Origin of the sequence: Curtobacterium sp. PhB78 (assembly GCF_003751685.1) — a bacterium.
Classification (GTDB): domain Bacteria; phylum Actinomycetota; class Actinomycetes; order Actinomycetales; family Microbacteriaceae; genus Curtobacterium.
On sequence record NZ_RKIA01000004.1, the window covers coordinates 255,067 to 267,935 of the forward strand.

Annotated in this window: 9 protein-coding genes; 7 read left to right on the forward strand and 2 right to left on the reverse strand. The window is 70.0% G+C overall.

The window, feature by feature from the left end; all coding sequences use genetic code 11:
- Positions 1-57 precede the first annotated feature (57 nt).
- From EDF53_RS11015 to EDF53_RS11025, 3 genes are all read left to right on the forward strand, one after another.
- The gene (locus tag EDF53_RS11015; protein WP_148058328.1) at positions 58-1,236 is read left to right on the forward strand and encodes a hypothetical protein; all 1,179 of its coding nucleotides are present in this window, start codon (positions 58-60) and stop codon (positions 1,234-1,236) included.
- Between the two features lie 9 nt (positions 1,237-1,245).
- The gene (locus tag EDF53_RS11020) at positions 1,246-3,060 is read left to right on the forward strand and encodes a DUF4012 domain-containing protein (RefSeq protein ID WP_123293615.1); all 1,815 of its coding nucleotides are present in this window, start codon (positions 1,246-1,248) and stop codon (positions 3,058-3,060) included.
- A gap of 86 nt (positions 3,061-3,146) precedes the next feature.
- A complete protein-coding gene (locus EDF53_RS11025; protein ID WP_123293616.1) occupies positions 3,147-3,707 on the forward strand; it encodes a sortase in 561 nt (186 codons plus the stop codon).
- Positions 3,708-3,771: 64 nt separating this feature from the next.
- Here EDF53_RS11025 and EDF53_RS11030 read toward each other — a convergent pair whose 3' ends face one another.
- Positions 3,772-4,242: a VanZ family protein gene (locus EDF53_RS11030; protein ID WP_173169755.1), complete on the reverse strand. Its 471-nt coding sequence runs from the start codon at positions 4,240-4,242 to the stop codon at positions 3,772-3,774.
- A 260-nt stretch (positions 4,243-4,502) separates the two neighbouring features.
- Here EDF53_RS11030 and EDF53_RS11035 point away from each other — a divergent pair, with 260 nt between their 5' ends.
- The 4 genes from EDF53_RS11035 (at position 4,503) to EDF53_RS11050 (ending at position 11,959) form a co-directional block, all read left to right on the forward strand.
- Complete coding sequence (locus tag EDF53_RS11035) at positions 4,503-4,832, forward strand: hypothetical protein (RefSeq protein WP_123293618.1); 330 nt, start codon at positions 4,503-4,505, stop codon at positions 4,830-4,832.
- Positions 4,833-4,965: 133 nt separating this feature from the next.
- Positions 4,966-5,295, forward strand: a complete 330-nt coding sequence (locus tag EDF53_RS11040) for a hypothetical protein (RefSeq protein ID WP_260215450.1) — start codon at positions 4,966-4,968, stop codon at positions 5,293-5,295.
- Positions 5,296-5,565: 270 nt separating this feature from the next.
- On the forward strand, positions 5,566-11,115 hold the full coding sequence (locus tag EDF53_RS11045; protein WP_148058329.1) for an Ig-like domain-containing protein: 5,550 nt from the start codon (positions 5,566-5,568) through the stop codon (positions 11,113-11,115).
- Between the two features lie 142 nt (positions 11,116-11,257).
- Positions 11,258-11,959 (forward strand): SDR family oxidoreductase, encoded by a 702-nt coding sequence (locus tag EDF53_RS11050; RefSeq protein WP_123293620.1) that lies wholly within the window; start codon positions 11,258-11,260, stop codon positions 11,957-11,959.
- Between the two features lie 28 nt (positions 11,960-11,987).
- On the opposite strand, the gene EDF53_RS11055 is transcribed toward EDF53_RS11050, so the two are convergent.
- A complete protein-coding gene (locus EDF53_RS11055; protein WP_123293621.1) occupies positions 11,988-12,737 on the reverse strand; it encodes an SOS response-associated peptidase in 750 nt (249 codons plus the stop codon).
- Positions 12,738-12,869: the final 132 nt, after the last annotated feature.

Below are 12,869 nucleotides of genomic sequence, written 5' to 3' on the forward strand. Positions count from 1 at the left end.
TCGCGGCACTTCCGCGCAGTCGCGACGTATGCGAGCTCCGTTGTTGTCTCAGCGCTGGTGACGCTCGTCAGTATCCCGATCGTCATCGCACACGCCAGCCCCGTGTCCTGGGGGGCCCTTGCCGCGGCTCAATCGATCGGTACGGGAGCGTCCGTCCTCATCGGCTTCGGTTGGGGGACAACCGGTCCGACTGACATCGCGCGGGCCGCGCCCGGCGACCGGGGCGCGCTCTACCTGGAGTCCTACCGCGCGCGGCTCCTCCTCGCGCTGCCCATCACGGCAGCGGCAGTCATCCTGACCTACTACGTGGTGCCGTCCGCGCGGTGGGAAGCGGCATTGAACTGCGCGGCCTACGCGCTCACCGGGCTGCTGGCCGGCTGGTTCTTCACCGGTGCCGCACGGCCCAACTCCTTCATCCTCCTCGACACGGCTCCACGTGTCGGCGGCGCAGCGGCAGGCGTGATCGCTCTCCTACTGGGGGGACCGCTCGCGCTCTACCCCGGGTTGCAGTTGGTCGGTATCGCGGTCGGGGTGATCGCTTCGACCGCGTCGATCGCGGGCGGGAAGGCGGTCGTCACTGGTCTCCGGATGCGTCGGTCCCTCGCAGTGCTCCGAGGACAGTCGCACGGGCTGGTTCTCGCTTCCGTCTCCGCGGCGAACGCCGCGCTACCAGCGATCCTCGTCGCGGCGCTTGCGCCAGCTGCTCTTCCAGCATTCGCACTGGGTGACAAGCTCTTGCGTTTCGGAACAACGGCAGCTTCACCGTTCGTGCAGTTCCTCCAAGGATGGGTGCCCGCAGGCGGACCAGGCGCGATGGCGTCTCGCGTCAGACGCGCGGCGCTCATCGGCCTCGGGCTTGTAGTGATTGGTTCGAGTGCTTTCCTCGTTGTTGCGCCATGGGCTGCGCAGCTGCTCAGTCACGGCCAGATCGAGCTTGCTTGGCCCCTCGTCATAGCTTTCTCCCTCGTGCTCGTCCTGCTCGTGGCTGCCCAGGTTGTCGGGTTGGTCTGCCTGCTAGCGCTCGGCGAGGGAAAGCAGCTGGCGAAGTACACACTTATCGGCGGTATCGCCTCGGTGCCGCTCGTGGCGGCCGGCGTGGTCGGGTTCGGCGCTCTCGGCGCAGCCGCTGGCGTCGCCATCGGCGAAATGGTCGCCTTCGTACCGCAATGCGCTCTCCTGATCTCGCGGTCACGCCCACCCGGCAAGGGGCGTTCGCAACCCATTCCCGTCTCGTAAGCTGAGGCCATGTCGGACGAACCCGAGTCTCGACGTGCTGCTCGGACCCGGGGGCCTCGACGTCGCTGGCTCCTGTGGGGCGTCCTCTTCATCGTCCTGCTCGTGATCGCCGCGGTCGCCTGGGTGACGATCCGCGGGGCGCTGGCGAAGCAGGACCTTGAGTCGTCCGTCGCACACGTCGACACCCTGCGGTCGCAGTTGGCGAAGGGCGACACTGCAGCTGCACAGCGCACGGCGGTGCAGCTCGAGTCGAGTGCCGCCGACGCACGGGCGAAGACGAGTGACCCGGTGTGGGCCGTCTTCGAGCACACGCCGTTCATCGGGGGCAATCTCCGCGCCGTCCGCCAGGTGTCCGCGATCGTGGACGACGTGGCGAGTGACGCCGTCCGTCCGGTCGCCGGGGTCCTGGGCGACGTGGACGTCGACGCGTTCAAACCCGAGGACGGAAAGATCGACCTGCAGCCGCTCGTGGCGGCGCAGCCGGCGGTCGCCAAGGCGACCACCGCGCTCAGCAAAGCGACCAGCGCGGCCGACCGGATCGACACCGGTGACACCGTGTCGGCGGTGACGGACGCCGTGAACCAGCTCCGGGCCTCCTTGGCGTCTGTTTCGGAACAGGCGGCTGTCGCGGACAAGGTGGTGCAGCTGGCGCCGGCGATGCTCGGCGACGGTGGCGCGAAGCAGTACCTCGTGCTCTTCCAGAACAACGCGGAGCTGCGTGCCGGCGGGGGGATCCCCGGAGCGGTGGCGCTGCTGGACGTCAAGGACGGTGCGATCTCGCTGGGGCAGCAAGCGTCGACGTCGGACTTCCCGCAGGCCGACGAGCCAGTGCTGCCGCTGACCACGGAGACGCAGGGCCTGTACGGCTCGATCACGGGGGAGTTCATCCAGGACGTGACTCTGACGCCACGGTTCGACACCTCGGCGAAGCTCGCCCGGGAGATGTGGAAGCGGCAGTTCGGGCAGCGGGTCGACGGCGTGCTGTCGATCGACCCCGTGACGCTCGGCTACATCCTGAAGGCGACCGGACCGGTGAAGCTCGCCACCGGTGACGAGCTGACGTCGGACAACGCGGTGCAGCTGCTGCTCAGCGACGCGTACGCCAAGTATCCGGACCCGGCGGTGCAAGACCTGTTCTTCGCTTCAGCAGCCAGTGCGGTGTTCACGAAGGTGTCCGAGGGCGGCTTCGACCCGAAGGAGTTCATCGCGGCGTTGACGACCGGCGTCGACGAAGGGCGGGTCAAGCTCTGGAGCGCCGACAAGAGCGAGCAGTCGGAGCTCACCGGGACCGCCATCGCGGGTGGTCTGCCGACGAGCGACTCGAGCTCGCAGCAGTTCGGCGTCTACCTGAACGACGCCACCGGCGCGAAGATGGACTACTACCTCGAGAAGACCGTCTCGGTCGGCAGCGAGGTGTGCCGGAAGGACGGCCGACCGACGTGGACGGTCGAGGTCACGTTGACGAGTACTGCCCCGGCGGACGCAGCGACGAGCCTGCCGGAGTACGTCACTGGGGCCGGAGCGTTCGGCGTGGCGCCCGGCGCAGTCCGGACAAACGTCGCGGTCTACGCCCCCTCTTCAGGGGTGTACGTCACATCCACTCAGGATGGCAAGACTGCGTCCCCGCAGACGGCGACGGACGGCGACCATCCCGTCGCGCAGTTCCAGACCACCCTCTCACCAGGGAAAAGCACGACGATCCGGGTTCAGTACCTCGGTGGACCGGACCAGGGACGAACGCCGGTTGACGCGGTGTCGACCCCCGGTGTTCACCAGTCGGTTACAAAGCCCCTGGCCACCAGCTGTGAATCCCCGGTAGATTGAGCCGACTTCGCAATCGCGCCTGCAAGTACTCGGGGCTGGTCGCACTTCCATCCGCGCGAAGCCATCAGGGTCTAGGGGACACATCCATGAAGAAGATCATCGCTGCGGTCGTCCTGGCCGCTGCTGCGTTCGTTGCCGTTCCGTCCGCTGCCAACGCCGCCGGCTACGTGCCCGCGTCGAACGTCAGCGTCTCGGGTTCAGCCGTTTCCGGTGGCACCGCGACCGTCGGCTTCGCCGCCGGTTCGTTCGTCGCCAACGAGACGGTCTCCGTCTCCGTGACCGGTGCTGGCGCCGTCACGCTGGGCGCGCTGCCCATCACCACCGTCTCCAAGACCTACACGGCGTCGTCGACCGGTGCCGCTGCGGTCTCCGTCACGCTGCCGCAGGGCGCGTCGGGCACCTACTCGCTCACCGCGACCGGCGCCACCTCGGGCAACGTGGCCACCTCGGCCCTGACGGTCGTCCCGGCCGACGGCACCGCCGTCGTCCCGGCCGCTGCTGCCGGCACCAACGGCAACGGCGAGCTCGCCTTCACCGGTTCCACGATCTCGATGCTCGCGATCTGGGTCGCCGGCGGCGCCGTCGTGCTCGGTGGTGGCCTGCTGCTGGTCCGCACCTCGGTCCGTCGTCAGCGCGAGTCCGTCTGAGTCTCGAGCTACTGAACGAAGCCCCCGGAGCGCATCGCTCCGGGGGCTTCGTCGTGTCCGGGTGTCAGCGACGCCGTCGGTGCGCCGCCCACGACAGCACCAGCACCCCGAGCAGCGAGCCCAGGACCGCACCCAGGCCGTTCGCCAGGACATCGGCCAGTGACGCGGTGCGCGCGGGCAGGAAGAGCGCCTGGCCGGTCTCGATGCCGACGCTGACGACCACGCCCGCAGCCGCAGCCGCCCACCACCACCGAGCGCCCGCGAGCAGGACCACGAGCAGGCCCAGCGGGACGAAGAAGACCACGTTCGACAGCGACTCGATCGTGCCGTAGCCGAACCAGCCGGGGGCCCCGTGGCGATGAGCGACCTCGATCACCCGGTCGAGCGTCGGACCGGCTGCCGCGTCGACGGGTGAACCCCAGAACCCGACGAGCACCACCGCGACGCCGTAGGCGGCGGCGAGCCACGTCGCCACCCGACGGCTGCGTCCGGTGGCCGGGGCGCGCCCTGGATCGCGGGGACTGTCGGAGGTCACCCGACCGACGGTAGTGAGTCGGGCCTCCCGGATGAGTGTCTCCGTCATTCCGTGACGCATCTCGGAGGTCCGGAAAACGAGTACCCCGATCTGACCCGTGTACCCCGGAAAGACGTCACACCACCCCGGAAACCCGGGGGACGCCGATGGGTCGCATTGACGGAACCCGTGAATCAACGGGCATCGCTGGCGGTTCGGGCCGCGGTTCTCGTAGCGTTCTGGTGTCAGCAGATGTACCCCGGATCGTGAAGGAGAGCGACATGAGCATCACCGTCAACAACGCGACGCAGGCCGAGGTCACCCTCGACACCGACACGGTCGACACCATCGCGATCCTCGAAGCCGACGCGGCGACCTCGACGCGTCCCACCCGCGCGAAGGTCACCTGGGTGCAGGAAGACCAGGGCGAGTGGATCGCCGGCTACGGCGGGTACTTCGGTGGCAGCGTCGACAAGCGCGACGGCCGCTTCGTCGCCTCGGACACCTTCGGCCTGGTCGTCGGTGAGTTCCCATCGCTGGAAGAAGCGCAGACCAAGCTCGAGGACCAGCTCCACGTCATGCTCCCGTCGGTCATCCGACCGGTCGAGTAGGCGTCACCGGCGCCACGGCGCCACCGCACCGCCGGCATCCGTCCCATCGCGCACCATCGGCGTCCGCGACGCCCACAGCACCAGTACGCAGCACGCAGCACCAGCACGCAGCACAGCCCGAAGGAGCACCACCATGAGCATGACCGCCGATCACCGCCAGCAGACCGAAGTGACGCTGGACACCCGGACGATCGAGGTCATCGCCGAGATCGAGGCGCAGGTCGTCGCCGACACCGCGCCGGCTCGCGTCCGCATCAGCTGGGCGCAGCCCGACACCGGGCTCTGGGTCGCCAACTACGGCGGGTACTACGGCGGCACCGTCGACCGGCAGGGCACGCACTTCTTCGTCGCCGACACGTTCGGCGAGTACGTGGGGGACTTCCGCTCCCTCGACGAGGCCAAGGGCCGTCTGGCCGAACGGCTGCACGTGCTGCTGCCCGACGTGATCCGCGCCACCGCCTGATCCGGACCACGCTCGAGCCCCTGAAACCCCACCGGATCCCGGTGGGGTTTTGCTGTGCCCCGAGCGGGTGACGTGGGCCTGTGACGCGCCTACCCCCACAACGAGTGGTCCCCCCTATTGGGGACCCGTTCCGTCCCCACTTCGGTATCGAGACCTGCCAGTATCGACCCGGCGCCAACGACCGTTCTCCCTGAACCGACGGCTGTTGATCAGCGCCCGCATCGTCTCGACCCGAAAGTGATCATGCTGCCTGGGAACCAGGGCACCGCTGTGCCTCGACGCCGCTTCGGCGTCCGAACCGTCGCCATGTTCGGTGCCGCGCTGCTCGTCGGCGCCGGTCTCTCGACGACCACGGCGGTCATCGCCGCTGAGCCCGCCTCGGCCGTCACCGCGATCTCGAACGGTGCACTGGTGTGCGACCAGAACACGCTCTACGCCATCGACGGCACGGGCAAGGTCGTTGCGGTGGACATCACCACGGGCGACTCCAAGGGCACGACCGCCGACGTCACGAACCTCGGCACCGGCGCGAACAACGGCCTCGGCATCTCGCGTGAGGGCCTGTCGATGTTCGCCGCGTCGAACAACGTCAGCGCCACGCTGCGGCAGTACGACCCGAAGACCAACGTCGCGTCGGATCCGATCGCCACGGACAAGACACGGACCGTGATCCGCGGTGCGGTCAACCCGAAGAACGGCATCTACTACTACGGCGACAACACCGGGTGGCTCGGTGCCTACGACCCCGCGACCAAGACGTACCTCGGTCAGGTCGGACAGATCAACGGGCTGAAGGCCGGCAACGGTGACTTCGCGTTCAGCTCGCGCGGCCTGTTCTTCGTCGTGGCGGCCGACACGGTCTACCGCGTCAACACCGACGAGGTCCCGAGCGCCTCGGGCAGCACGGTCATGACCACGTCCGCGATCGCGACCCTGCCGGCAGGCACCAGCAGCCCGGGCATCGCGTTCTCGTCCGACGGCTACCTGTACGTCTCGAACACCGTGACCGCGAACAGCGTCTCGACGACCACGATCTACCAGCTCGACCCCACCTCGGGTGCGCAGGTCCGCAGCTTCCCGATCGTCGGCAACTACGCCGCCAGCGACCTGGCCAGCTGCAACTACGCCGACACCGTCACCGGTGAGTCGAGCGTCGACAAGCGCTGGAACACGGGCGACCAGTTCGGCCTCGCCATCACCGGCGGCGGCATCGACCCCACCAAGAGCGGCACCTCGGCCACGACGACCGGCCAGAGCACCGGCACCCAGTCGCAGCGTGCCGGCGCGGTCCTGAGCACGCCGAACAAGGACTACACGGTCACGCAGACCGCCTCGGGCACCACCGACCTGGCGAACTACGACACGTCGTGGGTGGCGCTGAACCAGACCACCAGTGCGGTCATCGCGAGGGGCACCGGGAACACCGGCACCTTCACGTTCCCCGCAGCCACGACCGCCGACGGCACCGACGTCATGGTGACCTTCACCAACACGCTCAAGGCCGTCCACGTCACCACGACCTCGGACACCGGCAACACGCCGAACGGCACCACGCTGACGGTGCCCGCGTCGAAGGGCGTCCTGTCGAACGACAGCGGCACCGGCCTGTCCGTCGTGTCGAACACCACGCCAGCCCACGGCACCGCGACCGTGAAGCCCGACGGCTCGTACACCTACACGCCGGCCGACGGCTTCTCGGGCACGGACACCTTCCAGTACACGGCGAAGGACTCGTCCGGCCAGACGTCGACCAGCACGGTGACGATCACCGTCGCCCCGGCGGGCACCGACGACGCGTTCAGCGTGCACGCCGGCCAGACCGCCACCGCGGACGCCAAGACGGGTCTGCTCGCGAACGACCACGGCACCGGCCTGACGGTCACGGGCAACACGAAGCCCGCCCACGGTGACCTGACCGTCGAGAAGGACGGCTCGTACTCGTACACCCCGACCGCCGGTTACTCCGGCCCGGACTCCTTCACCTACACGGCGAAGGACGGCGACGGCGCGCCGATCAGCGGCACGGTCACCATCACGGTGCTGCCGACCGCGGTCGCCGACACCGTCACCGCGACGGCCGGCTCGCCGATCAGCGGAAGCGGAAGCGGCACCCCCGGCACCGGCACCCCCGGCACCGGCACCCCCGGCACCGCCCCCGGCCTGCTCGCCAACGACCTCGGCTCGGACCTGACGGTCACCGGCAACACCAAGCCCGCTCACGGTGACGTCGTCGTCGCGAAGGACGGCAGCTACACCTACACGCCCACGACCGGCTACTCCGGCCCCGACTCCTTCACGTACACCGTCACCGACGGCACCGGGGGGACCGACACCGTGACCGTGACCGTGAACGTCGCCCCGCTGGCGAAGGACGACACCGTCCGCGTCGCCGCCGGCACCACGTACACCGCCGACACCCGCGCCACCGGCGTCCTGGGCAACGACCTCGGCACCGGCCTGACGATCTCGTCGAACACGAAGCCCGCGCACGGCGAGCTCACCCTCGACAAGGCGACCGGTGCGATCACCTACACGCCGGCCGACGGCTTCTCGGGCACGGACTCGTTCCGGTACACCGCGACGGACACCGCCGGTGCTCCGACGACCGCCACGGTGACCATCACGGTCAACCCGGCGATCGCGAACGACACCACGACGACGAGCGCCGGCACCCCGGTGAACGTCGACGTGCAGCACAACGACCGCGGCTCGGACCTGGTCACCACGATCGTCACCGGTCCGGCGAACGGCACCGCCGTGGTGGCCGAGGACGGCACCGTCGAGTACACGCCGACGGGTGACTTCTCCGGCACCGACTCGTTCACCTACACCGTGACCGACGGCTCGAAGGTCACCACCGGCCCGGCGACGGTCACCGTCACCGTCCAGCCGGTCGCGAACGGCGACACCGTGTCGACGAAGTCCGGCGAGACGCTGACCATCGCGCCGGAGACGCTCACCGGCAACGACAAGGGAACGAAGCTGACCGTCACCGACGCGGCCGCCGTGCCGGACGCCGACGGCACAACGCACGGCGACGTCACGATCGACCCGACCACCGGCGTGATCACGTACACGCCGAAGCCCGGCTTCTCGGGCACCGACACCGTCACCTACACGGTGCGGGACGACTCCGGCCAGACCACGACCGGCACGATCACCGTCGTCGTCGGCCCGATGGCCACCCCGGACACCGCGACCGCCACCGCCGGCACCACGCTGAGCGTGGGCGGAGACGGCGACGACCGCTCGGGCGTGCTCGGGAACGACGAGGGTACGAAGCTCACCGCCACGGTCGACCTCGAGCCCGCGAACGGCGACCTCGAGCTGGCGGAGGACGGGTCGTACACGTACACCCCGAAGGACGGCTTCTCGGGCACGGACACCTTCACCTACACGGCGAAGGACCCCTCCGGCGGGACGGCCACGGGTGTCGTGACCATCACGGTCAAGCCCGGCACCGAGCCGGACGAGATCACGGTCAAGGCAGGCGGCAGCAAGACGGTCACCTCGGCCGACCTGACCGGCAACGACCTCGGCACCGGCCTGTCCGTGCTCGACATCCCCGTCGGCAAGAGCGGCACGAACGGCACCGCGGTCCGGAACGACGACGGCACCGTCACCTACACGCCGAAGCCCGGCTTCTCCGGCACCGACGAGTTCACCTACACGGTCACCGACCGCAACGGCCTCACGAACACCGGCACCGTCTCCGTCCGGGTCACACCCGTCACGGCGGGTGGCTCCACGACCACCGACGCCGACGGATCCATCACCGTGCCGGCCGACAAGGGCGTGCTCGACGGCGCCACCGGCACCGACCTGCACGTCACGGACAACACCGACCCGTCGCGCGGTGACGTCGTCGTCGACGAGGACGGCGGGTACACCTACACGCCGAAGCCCGGCTACTCCGGCCCGGACTCGTTCGAGTACACCGTCACCGACGGCGCCGGTGGCACCACGACCGGCACCGTGACGATCGCCGTCGCCCCGAAGGCCGTCGCCGACACCGCGACCACCACCGCCTCGACCCCGGTCGACGTCGTGGTCACGGGCAACGACTCCGGCACGAAGCTCACCGTCACCGCGGTCACCAAGCCCGGTCACGGCGAGGCCGCGATCACCGGAGGCGGAACCGGAACCGGAACCGGCACCGTCACGTACACGCCAGCCGACGGCTTCTCCGGCACGGACACGTTCACCTACACGGTGACCGACCCGACCGGCGGCAAGGCGAAGGCGACCGTCACGGTGACGGTCAAGCCCGTCGCCGTCGCGGACACCGTGCGCACGAGCGCCGGCACCGCGCTGGCCATCGCCGGCACGACGCTGACCGCCAACGACCACGGCACGACGCTCACGGTCACCGGTCACGGCGACGCCGCGCACGGCACCGTGACCAAGGGCACCGAGCCCGGCTCGCTCGTCTACCTGCCGAAGAAGGGCTTCTCCGGCACGGACACGTTCACGTACACCGTCACGGACGGCTCCGGCCAGACCACGACGGCGACCGTCACCGTCCTGGTCGGCACCATGGCGACCCCCGACACCGGCCGCACCGCCACCAACGGCACCGTGACCGCGACCGTCGGCACGGGCGTCCTCGCCGACGACGAGGGCACCGACCTGTGGGCGAAGATCGACCGCAAGCCGGCACACGGCTCCGTGGCGCTGGCGAAGGACGGCTCGTACGTCTACACGCCGGAGCGCGACTGGTCCGGCATCGACACCTTCACCTACACGGCGATCGACCACGACGGCAACACCGCGACCGGCCTGGTGACGATCACCGTCACCCCGACGGCGACGAACGACAAGGCAGCCACGAAGGCCGGCAAGCCGGTCACCGTCGCCGGCCCCGGCGTGCTCGGCAACGACCACGGCAGCGACCTGACGGTCGTGACCTCCGGCAAGGCGGGGCACGGCACGGTCTCGATCGCCGCGGACGGCACGTTCGTCTACACCCCGGCGAAGGGCTTCTCCGGCACCGACACCGTGACCTACCGGGCACAGGACGGCTCGGGTCAGCAGGTCGACGCCACCGTCACCGTCACCGTCGGCATCGACGCGACGAAGGACGCCGGCCACACCATCGCCGGCACCCCGATCTCCCGCGACGCCGCCCACGGTCTGCTCACCAACGACCAGGGCACCCGCCTCACCGCAGCGCTGGACCGCAAGCCGGCCCACGGCACGGTGACGGTCCAGCCCACCGGCGCGTACGTCTACACCCCGGCCGCCGGCTTCACCGGCACGGACACCTTCACCTACACGGTGACGGACGCCTCGGGGCAGACCACCACCGCCACCGCCACGATGACGGTCGTCGCCGCCGCGGTCGCGAAGGACGACGCCGCCACCGGGACCGTCGGGCACCAGGTCACGATCGACCCGCTCGACAACGACTCCGCCTCGGGCGGTGCCACCTTCGAGACGGGCACCCTGCACCTGATCGACCCGGAGACGGGCAAGCAGTCCGACCGCGTCGTCGTCAGCCACGAGGGCACCTGGACCGTCCGCGACGGCAAGGTCGTCTTCACCCCGGCGAAGGGCCACACCGGCACCACCTTCATCGGGTACACGGTGACGGACAGCAACGGCCAGACGGTGACGGCGACCATCACGGTCACCTACCCGACCGGCATCGCGGCAGCGGTCCACACCGCGGAGCTCGCCTTCACCGGTGCGACCGGCCTCGTCGGCCTCGGCCTCGCTGCGATCGCACTGCTCCTGGCCGGCGTGCTGCTCGTGACGCGTCGCCGCATCGCGGCGGGCATCGCAGCCGCCCCGGGGATCCGACGCAGCGCGCGTCCGTAACCACCGCGGTCGACCGGGAGGCCCGGATCACGTCAGCCGACAGGCGCACGTGATCCGGGCCTCCCGTCGTCGTGCCGTGGTCGCGTCCGACGCACGCCGTCACGCGGGGCGGTGCGGCTCCGCCGCTCGCTAGCCTCGGAGGATGAGCGACCGACCCACCGCACCCGGCCGACCCACCGCGATCGTGACCGGTGGGACCAGCGGCATCGGACGCGCCGTCGTCGAGGAGCTCCGCCGGACCCACGAGGTGATCGCCGTCGGGCGTGACCGCGTGCGGCTCGACGAGGTCGGGGCGCTCGACCACGTCACCGCCGTGCAGCTCGACCTGACCGACGCCGCCGGGTTCCCGGCCTTCGCCGACTCGGTACCGGAGCTCGACGTCCTGGTGCACAACGCAGCGATCGTCGAACGCCTGCGTGTCGAGGACGCCCGCTCCGAGGACTGGCAGCGCGCCTTCGCCACCAACGTCATCGCGCCGGCCGAGCTGAGCCGGGTGTTCCTGCCACACCTGCGCCGGGCCGCCGGGTCGGTCGTCGTGATCAGCTCGGGTGCCGCGCGACGGGCCGTGCCGAACAGCACCGTGTACTCCGCGTCGAAGCACGCGCTGCAGGCCGTCACCGACGGACTCCGCCAGCAGGTCAGCGCCGACGGGATCCGGGTGAGCACCGTCGCGCCGGGACCGACCGACACCCCGCTCGCGCACACCGGCGATCGGTACGGTCCGGCCGACCCCGACGTGGTGCGGAGTGAACCATCCACCGTCGCCTCGGCCGTGCGGTTCGTGATCGACGCTCCGCGGGACTCCCAGATCGCCGAACTGTGGGTGCGTCCGAGCGTCGAGTAGGGCGCCGGGCCGGGTTGCGTCTCGCTGGCTACGCCACCGGTTCGATGAGCTGCGGGCCGTCGTTCTTCACGCTGTTCACGGTGCGGGCGACCTCGTACTGCTCCAGGCCGGCCGCGACCGTCAGTGACTCGTGGTCGAGCAGGGCCAGCAGGTCGTCGGTGCCGAGGCCCCCGGCGCCACCGGTGCCGCCGCCGAGCCAGTCGTCGTAGCCGTCGGGCGTCAGGAACGCCGGCATGCGGTCGTGCACCTCGCCCGGGGCCACGTGGGCGTCGCGCGTGATGATCGCCAGCGACAGCCGCCACTTGTCCGGGTCGCCCTCGGGCTTGGTCGGGTCCGGCCAGGCACTCACGACCCCGGCCATCGCCAGGGCACCGCCGGGCTCGTGCACGAAGTGCGGCTCCTTGCCGTCTTCGCGCACCACCCACTCGTAGTAGCCCTGCGCCGGCACGATGCACCGGTTCGTCGCGAAGGCCCGCTTGAACATGCCGCTCGTCGCCACCGTCTCGATGCGGGCGTTGATCGGCTTCGGGCGCTGCTTCTGGAAGTCCTTCGCCCAACTCGGCACGAAGCCCCAGCTGATCTGCGGCAGCTCGCGTTCGCCGTGCCGCTGGCGCACCGCGGACACGGGGTCGGTCGGGGCGACGTTCCAGCTCGGCACCAGGCCGGTCCCCACGACGCCGGTGTCCTGGTCGACGTGCTCGGTCCGGTCGGCGAGCTCACCGAGGAGCTCGGGCAACAGATCGGCCGTGGTGTCGGAGACGACGAACCTTCCACACATGCGCCCAGTGTGCCCCGTGCCCCCGACAGTCGCGCGGGCGGGGCTGTTGCGTCGTGTCGGCCTGTTCCCTTGTCCCGTTCCGCTTCGTGAACAGAAATGGTCGGGTCCCGTCACGCCACCCGACCATTTCTG